16 protein-coding genes are annotated in these 18,958 nt (G+C 68.6%); 11 read left to right on the forward strand and 5 right to left on the reverse strand.

Annotation, left to right across the window (positions count from 1 at the left end):
• The first annotated feature begins 162 nt into the window (after positions 1-162).
• From gor to QOZ99_RS04215, 3 genes are all read left to right on the forward strand, one after another.
• Positions 163-1,590 carry a glutathione-disulfide reductase gene (gene gor / locus QOZ99_RS04205; RefSeq protein ID WP_306888693.1) on the forward strand — a complete coding sequence of 476 codons (1,428 nt, stop codon included), beginning with the start codon at positions 163-165 and terminating at the stop codon, positions 1,588-1,590.
• 153 nt (positions 1,591-1,743) lie between these two features.
• On the forward strand, positions 1,744-3,129 hold the full coding sequence (locus tag QOZ99_RS04210; protein ID WP_306888695.1) for a class II 3-deoxy-7-phosphoheptulonate synthase: 1,386 nt from the start codon (positions 1,744-1,746) through the stop codon (positions 3,127-3,129).
• Positions 3,130-3,255: 126 nt separating this feature from the next.
• A complete protein-coding gene (locus QOZ99_RS04215) occupies positions 3,256-4,089 on the forward strand; it encodes an alpha/beta hydrolase (RefSeq protein WP_306888697.1) in 834 nt (277 codons plus the stop codon).
• Between the two features lie 60 nt (positions 4,090-4,149).
• On the opposite strand, the gene QOZ99_RS04220 is transcribed toward QOZ99_RS04215, so the two are convergent.
• Positions 4,150-5,172: a zinc-binding alcohol dehydrogenase family protein gene (locus tag QOZ99_RS04220; RefSeq protein ID WP_306888698.1), complete on the reverse strand. Its 1,023-nt coding sequence runs from the start codon at positions 5,170-5,172 to the stop codon at positions 4,150-4,152.
• 213 nt (positions 5,173-5,385) lie between these two features.
• Between QOZ99_RS04220 and QOZ99_RS04225 the strand changes: the two genes are divergently transcribed.
• The 4 genes from QOZ99_RS04225 to QOZ99_RS04240 all read left to right on the forward strand — a co-directional run bounded on the left by QOZ99_RS04225 (position 5,386) and on the right by QOZ99_RS04240 (position 11,095).
• Positions 5,386-5,736 (forward strand): winged helix-turn-helix transcriptional regulator, encoded by a 351-nt coding sequence (locus QOZ99_RS04225; RefSeq protein ID WP_306888699.1) that lies wholly within the window; start codon positions 5,386-5,388, stop codon positions 5,734-5,736.
• A 124-nt stretch (positions 5,737-5,860) separates the two neighbouring features.
• Positions 5,861-7,783, forward strand: coding sequence for a rhamnan synthesis F family protein (locus QOZ99_RS04230; protein WP_306888700.1), 1,923 nt, complete (start codon positions 5,861-5,863; stop codon positions 7,781-7,783).
• A gap of 63 nt (positions 7,784-7,846) precedes the next feature.
• Entirely contained in the window at positions 7,847-9,532 is a 1,686-nt protein-coding gene (locus QOZ99_RS04235; RefSeq protein WP_306888976.1) for an NAD+ synthase, read from the forward strand.
• A 213-nt stretch (positions 9,533-9,745) separates the two neighbouring features.
• Positions 9,746-11,095, forward strand: coding sequence for a glutamate--tRNA ligase (locus tag QOZ99_RS04240; RefSeq protein WP_306888701.1), 1,350 nt, complete (start codon positions 9,746-9,748; stop codon positions 11,093-11,095).
• A 33-nt stretch (positions 11,096-11,128) separates the two neighbouring features.
• On the opposite strand, the gene QOZ99_RS04245 is transcribed toward QOZ99_RS04240, so the two are convergent.
• Complete coding sequence (locus QOZ99_RS04245) at positions 11,129-12,151, reverse strand: DUF2865 domain-containing protein (RefSeq protein WP_306888703.1); 1,023 nt, start codon at positions 12,149-12,151, stop codon at positions 11,129-11,131.
• 200 nt (positions 12,152-12,351) lie between these two features.
• Here QOZ99_RS04245 and QOZ99_RS04250 point away from each other — a divergent pair, with 200 nt between their 5' ends.
• On the forward strand, positions 12,352-12,891 hold the full coding sequence (locus QOZ99_RS04250) for a CreA family protein (RefSeq protein ID WP_306888704.1): 540 nt from the start codon (positions 12,352-12,354) through the stop codon (positions 12,889-12,891).
• A 124-nt stretch (positions 12,892-13,015) separates the two neighbouring features.
• A complete protein-coding gene (locus QOZ99_RS04255) occupies positions 13,016-14,092 on the forward strand; it encodes a D-alanine--D-alanine ligase family protein (RefSeq protein WP_306888705.1) in 1,077 nt (358 codons plus the stop codon).
• A 90-nt stretch (positions 14,093-14,182) separates the two neighbouring features.
• Here QOZ99_RS04255 and QOZ99_RS04260 read toward each other — a convergent pair whose 3' ends face one another.
• Positions 14,183-14,521 (reverse strand): hypothetical protein, encoded by a 339-nt coding sequence (locus QOZ99_RS04260; protein WP_306888706.1) that lies wholly within the window; start codon positions 14,519-14,521, stop codon positions 14,183-14,185.
• Positions 14,522-14,824: 303 nt separating this feature from the next.
• Between QOZ99_RS04260 and cysS the strand changes: the two genes are divergently transcribed.
• On the forward strand, positions 14,825-16,219 hold the full coding sequence (gene cysS / locus QOZ99_RS04265) for a cysteine--tRNA ligase (RefSeq protein WP_306888707.1): 1,395 nt from the start codon (positions 14,825-14,827) through the stop codon (positions 16,217-16,219).
• The gene (locus QOZ99_RS04270) at positions 16,216-16,734 is read left to right on the forward strand and encodes a GNAT family N-acetyltransferase (protein ID WP_306888708.1); all 519 of its coding nucleotides are present in this window, start codon (positions 16,216-16,218) and stop codon (positions 16,732-16,734) included. The genes cysS and QOZ99_RS04270 overlap by 4 nt, the downstream gene beginning before the upstream one ends.
• Before the next feature lie 99 nt (positions 16,735-16,833).
• Here the strand turns inward: QOZ99_RS04270 and QOZ99_RS04275 are convergent, their stop codons facing one another.
• Positions 16,834-17,445 (reverse strand): LOG family protein, encoded by a 612-nt coding sequence (locus QOZ99_RS04275; RefSeq protein ID WP_306888709.1) that lies wholly within the window; start codon positions 17,443-17,445, stop codon positions 16,834-16,836.
• A 107-nt stretch (positions 17,446-17,552) separates the two neighbouring features.
• Positions 17,553-18,782 (reverse strand): PDDEXK family nuclease, encoded by a 1,230-nt coding sequence (locus tag QOZ99_RS04280; RefSeq protein ID WP_306888710.1) that lies wholly within the window; start codon positions 18,780-18,782, stop codon positions 17,553-17,555.
• Positions 18,783-18,958 lie beyond the last annotated feature (176 nt).

Consider the following 18,958-nt stretch of genomic DNA (forward strand, 5'->3'; position numbering starts at 1 on the left):
GTCGAGCGAGAACGAGCCATGAAAAGGTCGTAGATCTGCCATGAGCCGGCTTGACGGCGAGGGATGGCGGGGCGACATGCCCACATGTGGCGGCGAGCGGGCGTATCGCGATGCGAGCCACGCAAAGATGGCGGCATATCCCGCCGCGAACCGGAGGCCGCCATGTCGAGCTTTATCCAGGATACCCGCTACGACGTGGACCTGTTCGTCATTGGCGGAGGATCGGGAGGGGTGCGGGCGGCGCGCATCGCGGGCGGCCATGGCGCGCGGGTGCGGATCGCCGAGGAATACCGGTTCGGCGGCACCTGCGTCATCCGTGGGTGCGTGCCCAAGAAGCTGTTCGTCTATGCCGCCCGCTTCGCCGGCGAGTTCACCGATGCCGCCGGCTTCGGCTGGACGGTGCAGGGCGCCAGCTTCGACTGGCCGACACTGATCGCCAACAAGGACCGGGAGATCGCCCGGCTGGAGGCCGCGTACCGCGCCAATCTCGATCGGGCGGGCGTCGAGATGGTGGCCCAGCGCGCGGTGGTCGAGGGGCCGCACACGGTGCGCCTGGCCGACGGAACGGTGGTGACGGCGGGCACCATTCTCATCGCCACCGGCGCCCACCCCAATCTCGGCCTCGACATTCCCGGCCGCGCGCTCGCCATCACCTCGAACGAGGCGTTGCAGCTGGAGCGCCTGCCGCGCCGCATCGTCATCCAGGGCGGGGGGTATATCGCGCTCGAATTCGCCAGCGTGTTCGCCGCGCTCGGCACGCAGGTGACGGTGGTGCATCGCGGCGACAAGCTGCTGCGCGGCTTCGACGAGGAAATCCGCGACCACCTCGCCAAGGAGATGAGCCAGCACGGCGTCGCCTTCGCCTTCGGCACGACGATCGAGGGCATTTACGAGACGGGCGAGGCGGGCAAGCGCGTGCGGCTGAGCGACGGGCGGGACCTGTTCGCGGACGAGGTGATGCTGGCCATCGGCCGGGTGCCCAATGTCACCGGCCTTGGCCTCGACGCGGCCGGCGTCGAGCTGAACACGAATGGCGCCGTCGCGGTCGATGCCCGCTCGCGCACCAGCGTGCCCTCGATCTATGCCGTGGGCGATGTCACCGACCGGGTGGCGCTGACGCCCGTCGCCATCCGCGAGGGCCATGCCTTCGCCGATGCGGTGTTCGGCGGCAAGCCGTGGGCGGTGAATTACGAGGTCATCCCCACCGCCGTGTTCACCGAGCCGGAGGTCGGCGTGGTCGGCCTGTCGGAGGCGCAGGCGCGCGCGCAAGGGCGCCGGCTCGACATCTACAAGACCGATTTCCGCCCGCTCAAGGCGACGCTGTCGGGCAGCCCCTCGCGGATCTTCATGAAGCTGGTGGTCGATCAGGCGAGCGACACGGTGCTCGGCGTCCACCTCATCGGCGAAGGCTCGGCCGAGATCATGCAACTCGCCGCCCTGGCGCTGAACCTCGGCGCCACCAAGGCCGATTTCGACCGCACCATGGCGCTGCACCCCTCCAGCGCGGAGGAACTGGTGACGATGCGCAGCAAGCATGCCTCCAGCGACCCGCTGCCCGAAGCTTCCGCCCAGGCCACTCCCGCTTTCTGACGCCCGCCTTCCGAGGCGGGATCAACCGCGCATCGGCGCAAGGATCGGGTGGCGCGAGCGCTCTGGCATTGGCGGGATGCTTGGGTGTATAAGGCCCGCCTTTCCCGCGCGGAATGGTTGTCCGCCGGGCGTTGGTGCTGTGAGGAGGTCGTCATGTCCGATCGCTGGACGCCGGAGAGCTGGAGGGCGAAGCCCATTCAGCAAGTGCCGGACTATCCGGATGCCGAAGCGCTCGCTTCGGTGGAGCGTCAGCTTGCCTCCTTTCCCCCGCTGGTTTTTGCAGGTGAGGCGCGCCGCCTGAAGCGCGAACTGGCCAAGGTGGCCACTGGCGACGCCTTCCTGCTGCAGGGCGGCGATTGCGCCGAGAGCTTCGCCGAGCATTCCGCCGACAATATCCGCGATTTCTTCCGCGTCTTCCTGCAGATGGCGGTGGTGCTGACCTATGCCGGCGCCTCGCCGGTGGTGAAGGTCGGGCGCATTGCCGGCCAGTTCGCCAAGCCGCGTTCGGCGCCGATGGAGACCGTGGGCGGGGTGGAACTGCCGTCCTATCGCGGCGACATCGTCAACGACATCGACTTCACGCCGGAATCGCGCATTCCCGATCCGCGCCGCCAGCTTGAGGCCTACCGCCAGTCGGCGGCGACGCTGAACCTTCTGCGCGCCTTCGCCAATGGCGGCTATGCCAGCCTCGGCAACGCGCATCAGTGGATGCTCGGCTTCATCAAGGATTCGCCGCAGTCCGGCCGCTACCAGGCGCTCGCCGATCGCATCACCGAAGCGCTCGACTTCATGCGCGCCATCGGCATCGATCCCGAGACGCATCCCGAGATGCGCTCGACCGAGTTCTTCACCTCGCACGAGGCGCTGCTGCTCGGCTTCGAGCAGGCGCTGACGCGGGTGGATTCGACCACGGGCGACTGGTACGCGACCTCCGGCCACATGATCTGGGTCGGCGACCGCACCCGCCAGGCGGACCACGCGCATATCGAATATTGCCGTGGCGTGAAGAACCCGCTCGGCCTGAAATGCGGCCCGTCGCTGAAGCCGGACGACCTCATCCGCCTCATCGATGCGCTGAACCCGCAGAACGAGGCCGGTCGCCTCACGCTGATCGCCCGCTTCGGCGCCGACAAGGTGGGCGACCACCTGCCGGCACTGGTGCGCGCGGTTGAGCGCGAAGGCCGCACCGTGGTGTGGTCCTGCGACCCGATGCACGGCAACACGATCAAGGCCGGCTCGGGCTACAAGACCCGGCCGTTCGACCAGATTCTGAAGGAAGTGAAGGACTTTTTCGCCGTCCATGCGGCCGAGGGCACTCATGCCGGCGGCGTGCATCTGGAAATGACCGGCAAGAACGTCACCGAATGCACCGGCGGCGCCCGCGCCATCTCGGACGCGGACCTGAAGGACCGCTACCACACCTATTGCGACCCGCGGCTCAACGCCGAGCAGGCCATCGAGATGGCCTTCCTCGTCGCCGAGTTGCTCAAGCAGTCCCGCAGCAACCGTGTCCGTCCGGTGACAGTGGCGGCGGAATAACCCCGAAACATTCGGCAATGACCGCAATCTCCGGAAAAAGCCTTTGCCGTAGCGGATGCCCTTCCGTAATTTGGTCCCGCCGCAGGCGTCAGCCTGCGGCGGTTGCCAATGCGGGGGGGGTCCGGCTTGCGGCAAAGCATTTTCGAGAGTGCGGAGCTTTCGGTCATCAAGGTTGCGGGCGAGCGTGACGACGTCGTTTTCGTCACCTTCGAGCCGCTCAATCCATCGCGTACCGATGACCGGGAAGGCTTCGGCGAATCGTTCTTCGCGCGGCGCGGATTCACGGCTTATCATTTCCTCGCGCATACCAATTCCTGGTACCAGCTCGACGAGATGCCCGAGGCGCTGGCGCGTGTGCGCGCCGATATCGCCCCCGGCACGCGCGTCATCGGCTATGGCACCAGCATGGGCAGCTATGCCGCCATCCGTTTCTCCGAAGCTCTGAAGCTCGACACGGTCATCGCCTTCTCGCCGCAGGCCAGCGTCGATCCGCAGCTGGTGCGGTGGGAAACGCGCTGGGCGCCCGAGGGCGCGCGCCTGATGTGGGATCGCAATTCCCCGCGCCGCGAGACCAAGATCTACGCCCTTTTCGACCCGCTCAACCTCGACCGCCGGCATATCAGCCGCCTGCGCCGGGAGGTGGAACTGGAGCCGGTGCACACCTATTTCAGTGGCCACGGCTCCATCGGCTACGTCATGGAATGCGGCCTGCTGGAGAGCGTGATCCTCGACATTGTCGGCAACCGGTTCAACGGGGCGGAGCTTGAGGCCCGGCTGTGGCGCCAGCGGGCCTCGACGCCCACCTATGCCAAGATCCGCGGCCGCAAGCGCACCGGCATTCTCCGTCGCTTCCGCTATTACTGCATCGAGCGGATGCTCGACCGCCGGCTCGGGGTGCCTGCCCCGGTCGCCGTGCCGGAACCTTCGGTCACGCTGCTGCCCGAACGCCAGTCGGTGTGAGACGGTCGCCGCCCGAACGGGCGGCGACCGTGGGACCGGATGGGTGCCGGGCCGGGCCGGTCAGTCCGGCCAGCCTTCCAGCACCACCTTGCCGATCGACCGCCCACCTTCGATCGCCTCATGCGCGCGGGTGAGGTTGGCGGCGTTGATCACGCCGAAATGCGCGCCGAGCGTCGTGCGCACGGTGCCGGCATCGACCAGCCGCGCCACCTCTTCCAGGATCTCATGCTGCCGGATCATGTCCGGCGTGTGGAACATGGAACGGGTGAACATGAACTCCCAGTGCAGCGACAGGCTCTTCTGCTTGAGCGGCATCACGTCGAGCGAGGCCGGATCGTCGATCAGGGCGATGCGCCCCTGCGGCCGCGCGGCCTTGACGATTTCCGCCCAGTGCACGTCGGTATGGGTGAGGCTGTAGGTGTAGTCGATCGCGCCGAGCCCGGCCGCCGCCAGTTCCTCGGCGAGCGGGCGGGAATGGTCGATCACCGCATGGGCGCCCAGCGCTTCCACCCAGGCGCGGCTCTCCGCGCGCGAGGCGGTGCCGATGACCGTGACATCGGTCAGCGCGCGGGCGAACTGCGTGGCGAGCGAGCCGACGCCGCCGGCCGCTCCGACAATGAGCAGTTGGCGCTCGGTGCCACCCATGCCGCGCGGCGGGATGCCGAGACGGTCGAACAGCCCTTCCCAGGCGGTGAGAGCGGTCAGCGGCAGCGCGGCGGCTTCGGCGAAACCGAGGCTTTTCGGCTTGTGGCCGGCAATGCGCTCATCGACCAGATGGAACTGCGCATTGGTGCCCGATCGTCCGAGATCGCCGGCATAGAACACCTCGTCGCCCGGCTTGAACCGCGTGACCGAGGCGCCGACGGCGTCGACGATGCCGGCGGCATCCCAGCCCAGGATCACCGGCGCTTTCGGCGTGCCGGCGCGGCGGCGCCGCACCTTGGTGTCCACCGGATTGACCGAGATGGCGAGCACGCGCACGCGCAGATCGAAGGGAGCGGGCTCGGGCAGCGGTGCCTCGAAATCGAACAGGGCGCGCGGCTCCGTGATGGGCAGCGACTGGGCGTAACCGACGGCTTTCATGCGGGCCTCGCGTGATCTGGAATGGTCCGGGCGGTGCCCGGTTTTGTTGGCCAGTGTCGCCAATCGCGCGGCGCGTGCAAGACTGCACGGAAAAGTAGCCACGTATCGAAAATGTGGTCCTGTATCGAAAATGGGATCTTGTATCGAAAAGGATACGCCCTTTCGCGAGGACCCTCGGGCGCCTAGATTCCCCCCGTCGCGAGGGACAGAAAAATGGCGAGACGTCACGGCACCTATACGCGCGAGGGCTGCGCGGTCGAGGCGGCGCTGGAGATCATCGGCGCCAAGTGGAAGGGCGGCATCGTCTATCACCTGCTGCTGAACAGCGAGCTGCGCTTCAGCGAGTTGCAGCGGCGCATGCCGGGCGTTACCCAGCGCATCCTCGCCAAGGCGCTGCGCGAGCTGGAAAGTGACAGCGTGCTGCTGCGCACGGTCTACCCCACCGTGCCGCCGCAGGTCGGCTACCGGCTGACCGCGGAGGGCGAGGCGCTGCGCCCTGCCGTGATGGCGCTGCATCATTGGGGCCGGGCGCGCCGGCCAAGCTTCGAGGCCGCCGCCGAGTGAGCGGCTGCGGTGTCCGGGCCGCCGCATCCGTGTGCGGGGTGCTGGAACGCCCGCGCAACTTGTGCTTTGTGAGCCGCGCGAAGCGCCGGGGGGCGCGCGCCGCCCGATTCTATCGAGAGGTTTCTTGGATACGCCCAATAGCAGCCGGGCCGACATGGCGGCCGCCGCGCGCGAGCTGCCGCGGATTCCCCATCGCGCGCCCAAGCCCCGCGGCCCGTTCCGCCGCTGGCTGACCAGCCGGAGCCAGGCCTTCGGCCGCACGCTCGCCAAGGCGATCTTCGACGCCGCCAACCGCCCGCGCTGGGGTGTGCGCAAGCTGGTCTTCGACGCCTATCGCCGCCCGCGCGAGAGCTTCGCCCCGCTGGTGATCCGCAAGGACGGCCGCCCGCGCCGCGCCTTTGCCGGCTGGATGGCGGATGTCGACGCCGACCTACCGCCGCTGGTCGCGCATGTTCATTTCCCGGCGCCCGGAGAACTCGAACGCCCGGTCGCCTTCGTGCTGTGCCGGCATTCGGCGGGGGAGGCCATGCATCTGGTCGAGGCTCTTGCGGTCGACCACGATGTCGTCGTGCTGCTGATCGATCCCCAGCGGCCGGCGCCCGACATGGCGGCGCATCTGGTGCCCGCCGGGGTGACGATGTCACGCGTGCCGTCTCCCGTGCTGCTGAGCGCGCTCGCCCTGCAGGCGCGCAGCCTGGCGCCGCGTTTCGCGGTCGCGGTAGGCATGGACACGGCCGATATCGCGCTCGCCTTCGAGGCCCGCGACATTCCGGTGGTCTTCATCGCCGATGCGGAGAGCGCCCCGCCCGGGCTGGAGCCTCTGCTGCGGCAGGCGACCGAAATGGTGTTCGCTTCGCCTCATGCCCATGCCGCCGCGCAGGCCGCCTTCCCGGCCTTTGCGGGGCGGGACTACCTGCACATCATCAAGGCCCCGCTCGGCGAGGGTTCGGCGCGCCTCGCCGCGCTCGGGGTGCTGGCGGCGGGCCGGGTCGAGCGCGAGGTGGCGCTCGCGCTTTCGATCGGGCCCGAGCGGCTGGAAATCCTCGATCCCGAGAACAAGGGCGGCGACATCGCCGCGACGCTCAAGGCCAAGGTGATCGCCTGGCGTACGCGCCGCACGGGCGGGGAAAAGCTGTTCCGCGACATTCTCCGCCGGCCCTGCTCGGGCTTCAACCCGATGATCTATGCCGAGCTCAACCCGGTCGACTGCCTCGCCAACCGGCGCTTTCCGCTCGCCCACTGGATCGAGCGCGGCCAGCCCGAGGGGCCATGGTCCTATGGCGTGGTGCGGCCGGGCGAGGCAAGCCCCGCCGCCGGCGCGCTCAAGGTCGCGCTGCACGGGCATTTCTTCTATGTCGACCTGCTGCCGGAGATGCTGGGACGGCTCACGCGCAACGTGGCGCGGCCGGACCTGTTCCTCACCACCGATAGCGAGGCCAAGGTGGCGGCGCTGCGTGCGTCCACCGCCGGCTATCCCGCGCGGGTGGAAATCGCCGTCGTGCCCAATCTCGGCCGCGACATCGGCCCCTATTTCACGGCGCTGCGCGAGCCGCTGCTGCACGGGGGCTACGATGTGTTCTTCCATGTGCACGGCAAGAAGACCAAGGGGCGCCGGCGCAATATCGGCGATCCCTGGCGCACCTTTCTGTGGGAGAACATGATCGGCGGCCAGCATGCGATGCTGGACGCCATCCTCGCCCGCTTCGCCAGCGACCCCACCGTCGGGCTCGCCTACCCCGAGGACGGGCATGTGCTCGACTGGGGGCGCAATGGGAAGGTGATCGCCAAGCTGCGCGCCGATCTTGCCTTGAGCGAGCCGATGACCGCCTATGTCGATTTTCCCATCGGCAACATGTTCGCCGCCCGCCCCGCCGCGCTCGCCCCTGTCCTCGCGCTGAAGCTGGACTGGACCGACTATCCGCCCGAGCCGGTGCCGGACGACGGCACGCTGCTGCACGGGCTGGAGCGCATTCTGCCGCTGGCGGTGCGCAAGGCGGGCTTTCATGCCGTGGGCGTGCGCGTGCCGGGTACCGACTGGGAGGATTGAGGCGGCGCCCGGCGCGAAAGGTGCAGGATTGCCGATCGGCGGGAGGACGCTTAAATGACGGTCATGTCCGATCGCTCCTCCACTGAACCCGCCGACCAGCTTCTCATCGCGCTCGCGCAGCTCAACCCGTCGGTCGGCGACATCGCCGGCAATGCCGCCAAGGTGCGCGCGGCGCGGGCGCTGGCGGCGGAGCAGGGGGCGGACCTCGTCCTGTTCACCGAGCTGTTCATCGCCGGCTATCCCACCGAGGATCTCGTGCTCAAGCCCGCCTTCCAGGCGGCCTGCCGCAAGGCGGTGGAGGACCTCGCCGCCGAGACCGCGGATGGTGGCCCGGCGCTGCTGATCGGCGCGCCGTGGGTCGAGGCGGGCAAGCTCTACAACGCCGCGCTACTGCTGGCCGATGGCGCCATCGCCGCCAGCCGTTACAAGGTCGACTTGCCCAATTTCGGCCCATTCGACGAGAAACGGGTTTTCACTGCCGGGCCGATGCCGGGGCCGATCGCCTTCAAGGGCGTGCGCATCGGCGTGCCGATCTGCGAGGATATCTGGTCGCAGGATGTGATCGAGTGTCTGGCCGAGACCGGCGCGGAACTGCTGCTCAATCCCAACGGCTCGCCCTATCGCCGGACCGTCTATGACGAGCGGACCAATGTCGCGGTGGCGCGCGTGGTCGAGAGCGGCCTGCCGCTCGCCTATCTCAACCAGGTGGGCGGGCAGGATGAACTCGTGTTCGACGGCGCCTCCTTCGTGCTCAATGCCGATCGCTCGCTGGCGGTGCAGCTGCCGAACTTCCAGGAGCGCGTGCGCGTGACCCGCTGGGAGCGCTGGGCCGATGGCTGGCGCTGCGAGGAGGGCGCGCGGGCGCCGCTGCTGGTGGACGATGAGGCGGATTACGCCGCCTGCGTCAGCGGCCTCGCCGATTATGTCGGCAAGAACGGCTTTCCCGGCGTGTTGATCGGCCTCTCCGGCGGCGTCGATTCGGCGCTGTGCGCGGCGATGGCGGTGGATGCGCTGGGTGCGAACCGGGTGCATTGCGTGATGATGCCCTACCGCTTCACCGCGCCGCAATCGCTCGCCGATGCGGCCGACGTCGCGCGGGCACTGGGCGTGCGCTACGATATCCTGCCCATCGCTCCCGGGGTGGAAGCGCTGGAAGCCATGCTCGCGCCGCTGTTCGAGGGCCGCGTGCGGGACGTGACCGAGGAGAACCTGCAGTCGCGTGTGCGCGGCACGCTGCTGATGTCGATCTCCAACAAGTTCGGCGCCATGGTGGTGACGACCGGCAACAAGTCGGAACTCTCCACCGGCTACGCCACGCTCTATGGCGACATGAATGGCGGCTTCAACCCACTGAAGGACCTCTACAAGACGCAGGTCTTCCGCCTCTGCCGGCTGCGCAACCGCTGGAAGCCGGCGCACGCGCTCGGTCCCGGCGGGGTGGTGATTCCCGAGGGCGTCATCGACAGGCCCCCTACCGCGGAGCTGCGCGACAACCAGACCGACCAGGACAGCCTGCCGCCCTATGACGTGCTCGACGCCATCCTCACGCGGCTGGTCGAGCGCGAACTGCCCGTCGCCGACATCGTGGCGGAGGGCTTCGAACGGGCGCTGGTGGCCCGCGTCGAGCACCTGCTGAACATCGCCGAATACAAGCGCCGGCAGGCGGCCCCCGGCGTGAAGGTGACGCCGCGCATCTTCAACCGCGACCGGCGCTATCCCATCACCAACCGGTTCCGCGAAACGGCGTAAAGATCAAGATGTCGCGACGGGCTCCCTCTCCCCGGCGAGGAGAGGTGTGGGGTGAGGGGGCCGCAACGCTCCGCAATCGTACGGCCCCTCACCGATCCACTCCACGGGCCACCTCTCGCCTATGCGGAGAGGATGAAGGCACGAGGACCGGGAATGACCGATATCGGCTAATCGCCGTTGCCCTCCCTCCGGGCCTCCGCCATAAGCCCGCTCATGACCATCAAACCCGTCCTCCGCTTCGCCCCGTCCCCGACCGGCCTGCTGCATGTCGGCAATGCCCGCACCGCGCTCTACAACGCGCTCTATGCGCGGCGCGAGGGCGGCAGCTTCATCCTGCGCTATGACGACACCGACACTGCCCGCTCGACGGCGGCCTTCGCCGAGGCCATCGCCCGCGATATCGCCTGGCTCGGCATCCCGCCGGACCGCGTCGAGCGCCAGTCGGATCGGCTCGTCCGCTATGATGCGGCGGTGGCGCGGCTGAAGGCGGAGGGCCGGCTCTACCCGGCCTATGAGACCGAGGAGGAGCTGGAGACGCGCCGCCTCTCGCGCCGCCGCCGTGGCCTGCCGCCGATCTATGACCGCGGCGCGCTGGGCCTGAGCGATGCCGAGCGCGCGCGGCTGGAGGGCGAGGGCCGGCACCCCTATTGGCGCTTCCGGCTGGACGGGCGCAAGCTCGCCTGGGCCGACCTCGTGCGCGGCGAGCAGGCGGTGGATACCGCGACGCTTTCCGACCCCGTTCTGGTGCGGGCGGACGGCTCCTATCTCTACACGCTGACCTCCGTGGTCGACGATATCGAGATGGGCGTGACCCATGTGGTGCGCGGCGAGGATCACGTCACCAATACCGGCGTGCAGATCGAGATCATCGAGGCGCTCGGGGGAACGCTGCCGATGTTCGGCCATCACAACCTGCTCACCCTGCCGAGCGGGGAGGGGCTTTCCAAGCGGCTCGGGCATCTCTCGCTGGCCGCCCTGCGCGAAGAGGGCGAGGAGGCGCTGGCGGTGGCCGCGCTCGCGGTGCTCACCGGCACCTCGCTGGCGGTGGAGCCGGTCGCGGACCTCGACACGCTCGCCGCGCGCATCGACTTCGGCAAGATCTCGCGCGCCCCGGCGCGGTTCGATCCCGCGGAACTCTCCGCGCTCACCACCGCTACCTTGCACCATCTGCCCTTCGCGACGGTCAGGGAGCGGCTGGCCTCGCTCGGCGTCGGCGGCGGCGAGCCGTTCTGGCTGGCCGTGCGGGGCAATCTCGGCCGTCTCGGCGATGCCGCGCACTGGTGGCGGGTGGTTGAGGGCCCGATCGCCCCGCCGCATCCGGAGGAGGACGCCGCCTTTCTCGCGCAGGCCGCCGAGCTGCTGCCGGCCGAGCCGTGGGACGGCGAGGTCTACACCGCGTGGCTGAACGCGCTGAAGCCGGCGGCCGGGCGCAAGGGGCGGGCGCTGTTCCAGCCGCTGCGCCTCGCGCTCACCGGCGCGGAGAGCGGGCCGGAACTGAAGGCGCTGCTGCCGCTGATCGGCCGCGCCCGCGCGCACGCGCGGCTCAAGGGCGAGGCGGCCTGACGCCACCCGCCGGAGAGCCCGGTTCTCTGCGGCTTACGGCTTCTTGGTCGCGTTGGCCGGCACCGGGGTTGCCGGGCGCGGCTGCGCCATTTCGCGCGAGGCATCCTCGGTCACGACGATATCGCCCTTGCGCAGCGTGGCGTCGTCCTGCTGGCCCAGCGCCTGCGCCCAGCTCATGCCGGCGGGGCGGCACGAGCAGGTCGCCACGAACTGCTTCTTGAACAGCAGCGCGTTGGGCAGAGACATGTAGGGCTGGCCATTGGTGGCCACTGCCTGCTGGATGTCCTCGCCGGGATTGCGATAGGCGAACAGACGAGCCTCGGTGCCGGGGCACTGGCGCTGGCAGGAGGCCTCGTCGGCCGAGAACCGCGCCGGCGTGGCGGCGTAGGAAACGGGGAAGAAAAACCCGTCGCAGGTGCGCACGCACACCGTGCGATAGGTCGACACTTTCGGCATTTCCAGCGGCGGCTGGTCGATCGGGCCGGCCTCTTCCTCGGGCTGGCGCGGCACGCCGAACAGCTGCTCGAAGAAGTTGCGCGGCGCCCGGCGCTGCTGCGCGTTGCCGCCGCCACCCTGCGACTGGTCGATCGCCGCCTGATACTGCGCGCCGCAATTATTCTGCGCGAGGGCGTAGACCAGCTGGCGGCGCTGCTCGTCATTGCCGCTGCGCTGGCCCTGCGCGGCCGACATGGTGCGGTCGAGCGCCGAGCGCGCCTGCTGCAGCCGGCCGTTGAGCGCCTCGCATTGTGGCGGCAATTGCGGCTGGAAGATGAGGAAGCCGCGCTTGTCGCAGCCGAGCTGGCGCACCTGCGCGGTCAGGTCGGCCAGCGTCTGGCGCTGCTGGTTGATGACGGCGCCGAGGTCCTGCTGGCCGCCGCCGCCGCCACGGTCGAGCGCGGCAAGCTGGCCCTCCAGCCGGATGCAGACCGAGCGGTCGCCCGGTTGTCCGCCGCCCAGGGCACCGGGGGGCACGTCCTGCGCGAGCGCCAATCCCGCACAAGCCACGGTCGCGACGGCGGAAAGGAACAGGCGAAGGCGGCTCGGCAATGACATCATGGGTTCGGCTGTTTTCACTCGGCTGCGCGGGCTGTGTGCCGGAAATGAGCGGCGAGGGCAATGAGCATGGCGAGGGTGTCGAAATTTTGAACCGCCCCGCAAGGGTCGCGCAAAGCGCCGGCCGCCTTGGTCCTGTCGCAACGACATCCCATATGGGGAACGCGCCCCACGCGCGCCTGCCGCCGCCGGAGTTGACGTTCATGCCCCGATTCGCCTCCCTTCTCGCCCCCCTCGGCTCGGCCGCGCTTCTCGCCCTAGTGCTTGTGCCGGGCCTCGGCGCCGCGCAGGCCCGCGCGCAGGAACCGGACCTGATCTTCCGCAAGTCCACCGTGTGGAAGTTCCTCACGCCGGACGACAAGCTCGCCACCTATGGCATTGACGATCCGGTCGTCGAAGGCGTCGCCTGCCATTACACGGTGCCCGAGCGGGGCGGGGTGAAGGGCATGCTCGGCGTGGCGGAGGAAGTGTCCGACATTTCCATCGCCTGCCGGCAGATCGGGCCGATCGCCTTCAAGGGCAAGTTCGAGCAGGGCGACGTGGTTTATCGCGAGAGCCGCTCGCTCATCTTCAAGAAGATGCAGATCGTGCGCGGCTGCGATATCAAACGCAACGTGCTGGTCTATCTCGTCTATTCCGACAAGCTGATCGACGGCAGCCCGAAGAACTCGACCTCCACCGTGCCGATCATGCCGTGGGGCGCCAGCGGCGAGGCGCCCCGCTGCGCGGATTTCGTGAAATAGCGGATTTGGTGGATAGGTGAGGGGAGCGGCGTGCCGTCGCGGCAGGCTTGTGTCGCGGCGTTAAGGATTTGGTGACAGGTCCGGCCCCTCACTCGGTACCATCGCCAGATCCAGGGGAAATTCCGTGACCCACCGCCCAGACGCCGCCCCGCTCCGCCTTGCCGTGCTGTTTGGCGGACGCTCGCCGGAACATGACGTCTCGGTGATGTCGGCCACCAATGTCATGCTCACCCTTGATCCCGCGCGCTATGACGCGTTGCCGGTATATGTGACCCGCGAGGGTGCCTGGCTGCTCAGCGCCTTCGCCGAGGGGCGTCTCGCCCGGCCGGAGACCGGCACCGAACTGTGCCTGGTGCCCGGGGGGCGCGGGCGGCTGCTGGCGCTGCCGGCCGATGGGCCGGCCCATGAACTGGCGCCCATCGACATGCTGTTCCCGGTGCTGCACGGCATGCATGGCGAGGATGGTTCGGTGCAGGGGCTGGCCGAGGTCGCCCGCGTGCCGCTGGTGGGCTGCGGCATTCTCGGCTCGGTCACCGCGCTGGACAAGGACATCGCCAAGCGGCTGCTGCGCGCGGCGGGGATCGACACCGCGCGCTCCGTCACGATCCACGAATCGGCCCCGCCCACTTTCGGCGACGTGGAGGCGGAACTCGGCCTGCCCATGTTCATCAAGCCGGCGCGGCAGGGCTCGTCCATCGGCGTCAGCAAGGTGGAAACCGCGGACGCCTTCGCGGCCGCGCTGGCGGAAGGCTTCAAATATGACCGCAAGCTGCTGGCCGAAGCGTTCATCCGCGGCCGCGAGATCGAGTGCAGCGTGCTGGAGGATCCCGCCGGCGGCCTGTTCGTCTCGCGCCCCGGCGAGATCGTGCCGGGAGAGGCCCATGGCTTCTACAGCTACGATGCCAAATATATCGATGCCGACGGCGCGCTCATAAAGGTGCCGGCCGAACTGCCCCAGGGTCTGGAGGGGCGCCTGCGCGAGGTGGCGGCGGCGGCGTTCCGGGCGGTGGGCTGCGACGGCATGGCGCGCGTCGATTTCTTCGTCACCGATGAGGGGGATGTGCTGCTGAACGAGCTCAACACCATTCCCGGCTTCACCGATATCAGCATGTACGCGAAGGCCATGGCGGCCAGCGGCGTTCCCTATGCCGAGGTGATCGACCGGCTGGTGGAGCACGGCCTCGCCCGCGACGCCGGCTAGAGGGCGGAGCACGCGCCCTATCCGCGCCTGTGGAAAAGGGCCGGCATGGCGCCGGCCCCGTCCGCGTTTCTCAGGCTGCCGTGACGGCGTTCACTGGCAGGTGATGGCGACCGTGTCCGGACAGGAATTGCCGGTGCAGGCGGTGCGCAGGCTCTTGCCGGCGGCGGCGAGCGGCGTGGCGTCGCTCTTCACCTTGCCGAAGCTGACCGCGCGCTCGAAATCATGCACACGGCACCAGGCATCGGCGATGCCCTGCCCGCAGCTGGCGCCGGAGGCGAGGCAGGCATCGATCCCGTAGCCTTCCGACGTATCCACGGTGAAGATCTCGGGCGCCGTTCCCGCGCTGGCCGCGGCCGGGGCGAGGGCGAGAAGCGCGGCCGCCAGGGCGAGGCGGAGCGGGGCGGCACGAAAACGCAAAGCGGGGCGCATGATACGAACTGGGGTTGTGGTGTGGCGGAAACGCGGCGACAGGATGCCCGAGGGCCTCCGATCGCTTAACGCGAATGTGGCGAAAAGGTTTGAAGCGACCCTTAACGATTCATCAGCGGCGCGATCCGCCACCAAGGCGCGGGGAAATAATCCGGCCGCCCGGAACCCGTCAACCGCAGCCCGGTAATGGTGCGCCGCCGCCGCGCCGCGCCTTTTGGCCCGCTCCGCTTGACGCGGCGCGCCAAAGCGACGACAGACGCGGCGTCGCCCCCTGTAAACGGGGGCGTGTGGAGAAATGGACACATGTCGGGCAATTCTGCGTCGGGGCTCCCCGAACTGAAGCTGTACAACACGCTCACGCGCGCCAAGGAGGGTTTCGCTCCCTTGGATCCGGCGGCGGTGCGCATGTATGTCTGCGGCCCGACGGTCTATGATTTCGCGCATATCGGCAATGCGCGCCCGGTGATCGTGTTCGATATTCTCTACCGGTTGCTGCGCCATCTCTATGGCGCGGACCACGTCAAATATGTGCGCAACATCACCGACGTGGACGACAAGATCAACGCGCGCGCGGCGCAGGAATTTCCCGGCCTCGACCTCAACGAGGCGATCGGCAAGGTGACCTTCACCACCGAGGCGCAATTCCACGACGACCTCGAAGCGCTGGGCGTGCTGCACCCGGATGTGGAGCCGCGCGCCACCGAGCATATCGTCGAGATGCGCCAGCTGATCGAGAAGCTCATCGCCTCCGGCCATGCCTATGTCGCGGAGAACCACGTGCTGTTCTCCGTGCCCTCCATGCCCGATTACGGCAATCTCTCGCATCGCCCGCTCGACGACATGCTGGCGGGCGCGCGGGTGGATGTGGCGCCCTACAAGCAGGATGCGATGGACTTCGTGCTGTGGAAGCCCTCGAAGCCCGGCGAGCCCGGCTGGCCCTCGCCGGCGGGCATCGAGGCGCCGGGCCGGCCGGGCTGGCACATCGAGTGCTCCGCCATGAGCTGGAAGCATCTCGGCGAGACCTTCGACATCCATGGCGGCGGCATCGACCTGGTCTTCCCGCACCATGAGAACGAGGTGGCGCAGTCGCGCTGCGCCTTCCACACCAACATCATGGCCCAGGTCTGGATGCATAACGGCTTCCTGCAGGTGGAAGGCGAGAAAATGTCGAAATCGCTCGGCAACTTCGTCACCATCCGCCAGTTGCTGGCCGACTGGCCGGGCGACGTGCTGCGCCTCAACATGCTCAAGACCCATTACCGCCAGCCGATCGACTGGACGGTGAAGGGGCTGGAGGAGAGCGCCCGCACGCTCGAGCAATGGTTCGACGCGGCGGCGGACGATGCCTATCCGCGCCCCGCGCCCGCCGTGCTCGAGGCCTTGGCCGACGACCTCAACACGCCCCGCGCCATTGCCGAGATGCACGGGCTGAAGGACCATGCCGGCAAGAAGGCGCTGGCCGGCACGCTCGCCTTTCTCGGCTTCACGCCCGGGCCGTTGCAGGCGTGGCGGGCGGCGCAGGCGCCCGAGCTGGCGCTGTCGGCGCCCGAGATCGAGGCCCGGCTGGCCGAGCGTATCGAGGCGCGGCGCAATCGCGACTGGGCGACTTCCGACCGCATCCGCGACGAACTGCTCGCGCTCGGCGTGGCGCTGAAGGACAACAAGGACGGCACCACCAGCTGGGAGCCCCGGCGATGAGCGCCGCACCTGCGAACGCCGCACCCGCCGCCGCCCTGCGCCCGGCGTTGCCCGGCGACGTGCCGCTGCTCGCCGCCATTGCCATGACCGCCATTCTCGAACTCACGGGCGAGGATTATGACGAGCGGCAGCAGGAGGCGTGGGCGGATGCCTTCGCCGATGAGGAGGCGCTGGCCGAGCGCCTCGCCGACCGGCTGACGCTGGTGGCGACGCGTGCCGGCGAGCCGGTGGGCTTCATCGCGCTGGCCGAGAACACGATCATCGACCTTCTCTACATCCGCCCGGAGGTTGCCGGCGAGGGCGTCGCCACGCTGCTCTGCGTGGCGATCGAGAAGCTGGCCACCGCGCGCGGCGCCAAGAGCCTCACGGTCGACGCCAGCGACACCGCGCTCGCCTTCTTCCAGGCGCGCGGCTATGTGGCGCGCCAGCGCAACACCGTGCAGCGCGGCGGCGAATGGCTCGGCAACACGACGCTGGAAAAGAAGCTCACCGCCGAGACGCCGGCGCCCGGCTGAGGGCGGTCTCGCGCGGGCCCCGGCTCGACACGCCCCGGCCGCGCCGCGGGCGATCGGCGGGCCGGGCGCCGCCCTCCCGGCCATGCCCCGCCGCGCGTGTCACATCCGGTCGAGAACACGCTCCTCGGCCTCGCCGTGCAAGTCCCCCTCGGCGAGCGGCGCGACCACCGCGTTGAGCTTGGGCAGCACGGCCCGCACATGGTGGGCGACCAGCATGCGGATCGGCCGGCCGACATTGACGAAGCCGGTCCCCTGCATGTGGTCGAACAGCGTCAGCAGCGGATCCCAGAAGCCGGCAATGTTGAGCACCATGACCGGCTTGGCGTGACGGTTGAGCTGCACCCAGGTGAGTTGCTCGACCAGCTCCTCCAGCGTGCCGATGCCGCCGGGCAGGGCGATGAAGGCGTCCGCCCGCTCGAACATCAGCCGCTTGCGCTCGTGCATGTCGCGGGTGACGATCAGTTCGTGCGCGTGCTCGAACGCCTGTTCCTTGCCGATCAGGAAATCGGGGATGATGCCCGTGACCTTGCCGCCGGCCTCCGCGCAGGCGCGCGCCGTCGCCCCCATCAGCCCCACGCCGCCCCCGCCATAGATGAGGCGGATCCCCTCATGCGCGAACAGCCGGCCGAGTTCGATCGCCGCGGCGAGATAGACCGGGTCGTTCCCCGGAGCCGCGCCGCAATAGACGCATACGCTTTTGATCTTTGTCATGTGCGCCATGGTGCACAGCAATAGGCGTGTCGACAAGACTCGCCGTGCATCGGAAATGCACGAGCGGGCGGCGAGAGGCGAGGGCGGGGCGGCGAGGGCGGCGGATATCAGGCGCTTTGGTCGGCTTGGTAATCGGCGACGGCCGACTTCACCCGCGGCCGCAGCACGTTGACGAAGGTGTTGGTGCGCTCGGCGAGCCAGGCGAACGCCTGCTGGCGTATCTCGGAATTGTTCAGATCGCCGAATACGCGAGCGTCACCAATATGACGGCGCTCATACGTGCCCGCCTGAATTTTTGCGCCGCCGCCGAGAAGAGGCTGTATCTCGCTCCATTCACCTTCGAGGCGTTGTTCCGCGTATTCACCAACGCTGTCTCGTGTCGAAGCCAGAAATACGCCAACCCGATTATCTTTCATTTCACGGTAGGCGCACAGCCAGCTGCTTCCGTTGGGAGCGGGAAACATGAAGTTGAGATAACCTTGGCGCGATGGATTGGGAATTCGCTGTTCGGGGTCATCGAGCTTCAGCACGCTGAGGAATTCCTTCCAGAACTGCTGACGCTTGGCCGCGATCTCGGTCAGTTCGGGATCGGCCGTGTCCGTGCCTTCGTCATCCTCGACACTGTCGGTGATCGCCATCCCCTCCGGCAGCGCTACGACGTGGCGCACCACGTTCACCGTCCGCGCGAGGACGCGCGGCGCCACCAGCCGGCTGCCGTCCGGCAGCGCGTAGAACGGCAGTTCCACCAGCCCCAGGGAAAAATGCAGGCCCGCATGACGTTGCAGATACTCGGCGATGGCCTCCACCCCCTCGCGGATGCCATCGCCGACGATGAGCAAGAGGAAGCGCCCGCGCCGCAGGTTGACGGTCAGCGCGTCGTTGAACGCGATCTCGTCCACCTCGGGCGCCACGGCGCGCACCTTCGCCAGCAACGCATTCCCGGTCGTGCCGAGGCGGATATTCACCTCGCGCTGGATGTCCGATTGCGTCCAGCGGCTGAGTTCCTTGGCATAGTCGAGGATCTGGCCGACCACCTCGCGGCGCCCTTCCGGGTTGCGCCACAGCTTGCATTCGACGATCACCGGAAGCCCGCTCGGCGTGATGAGGAAATTGTCGATGGAACCGGCCGGCGTGCGCAACTCCCGGCAGATGGCGACCGGCCCCTTGAAGGCGGGGTCGACCTCCGCGATCGGCAGCATCGAGGGATGCTCATGCACCAGCTTCTGGATATCGACTTCGGAAATCGCGCCATCGCCGCTGCCGAGCGTCACGGGCGCGAGAGATAGTGCCGGTAGGTTGTCGCGGATGAGGACGGGGCTGGCATGCTGGCGGGACATGGCGATTCCTGGATGGCAAGAATTGGGGCGGGTGTCGGGGCGTGAAACGTGCATCCGTGCACGCGACGGTAGCACGATGACTTTGCACGCCCCTTGCCGACGCGTCCAGCCCGCGGCCGACGGCGACCTCGCGAACGGAAACGTCGCGCCCTTGCCTCCATCGTCCATCGACGATA

Source organism: Ancylobacter amanitiformis, assembly GCF_030814815.1.
Lineage (GTDB): Bacteria > Pseudomonadota > Alphaproteobacteria > Rhizobiales > Xanthobacteraceae > Ancylobacter > Ancylobacter amanitiformis.

Coding starts and splice junctions, on each gene's coding strand:
- QOZ99_RS04225 (WP_306888699.1), top strand. CDS start 5,386: ATGGCGAGACGTCACGGCACCTATACGCGCGAGGGCTGCGCGGTCGAG.
- cysS (WP_306888707.1), top strand. CDS start 14,825: ATGTCGGGCAATTCTGCGTCGGGGCTCCCCGAACTGAAGCTGTACAAC.
- QOZ99_RS04250 (WP_306888704.1), top strand. CDS start 12,352: ATGCCCCGATTCGCCTCCCTTCTCGCCCCCCTCGGCTCGGCCGCGCTT.
- QOZ99_RS04235 (WP_306888976.1), top strand. CDS start 7,847: ATGTCCGATCGCTCCTCCACTGAACCCGCCGACCAGCTTCTCATCGCG.
- QOZ99_RS04220 (WP_306888698.1), bottom strand. CDS start 5,172: ATGAAAGCCGTCGGTTACGCCCAGTCGCTGCCCATCACGGAGCCGCGC.
- QOZ99_RS04280 (WP_306888710.1), bottom strand. CDS start 18,782: ATGTCCCGCCAGCATGCCAGCCCCGTCCTCATCCGCGACAACCTACCG.
- QOZ99_RS04260 (WP_306888706.1), bottom strand. CDS start 14,521: ATGCGCCCCGCTTTGCGTTTTCGTGCCGCCCCGCTCCGCCTCGCCCTG.
- QOZ99_RS04210 (WP_306888695.1), top strand. CDS start 1,744: ATGTCCGATCGCTGGACGCCGGAGAGCTGGAGGGCGAAGCCCATTCAG.
- QOZ99_RS04245 (WP_306888703.1), bottom strand. CDS start 12,151: ATGATGTCATTGCCGAGCCGCCTTCGCCTGTTCCTTTCCGCCGTCGCG.
- QOZ99_RS04270 (WP_306888708.1), top strand. CDS start 16,216: ATGAGCGCCGCACCTGCGAACGCCGCACCCGCCGCCGCCCTGCGCCCG.
- QOZ99_RS04275 (WP_306888709.1), bottom strand. CDS start 17,445: ATGACAAAGATCAAAAGCGTATGCGTCTATTGCGGCGCGGCTCCGGGG.
- gor (WP_306888693.1), top strand. CDS start 163: ATGTCGAGCTTTATCCAGGATACCCGCTACGACGTGGACCTGTTCGTC.
- QOZ99_RS04240 (WP_306888701.1), top strand. CDS start 9,746: ATGACCATCAAACCCGTCCTCCGCTTCGCCCCGTCCCCGACCGGCCTG.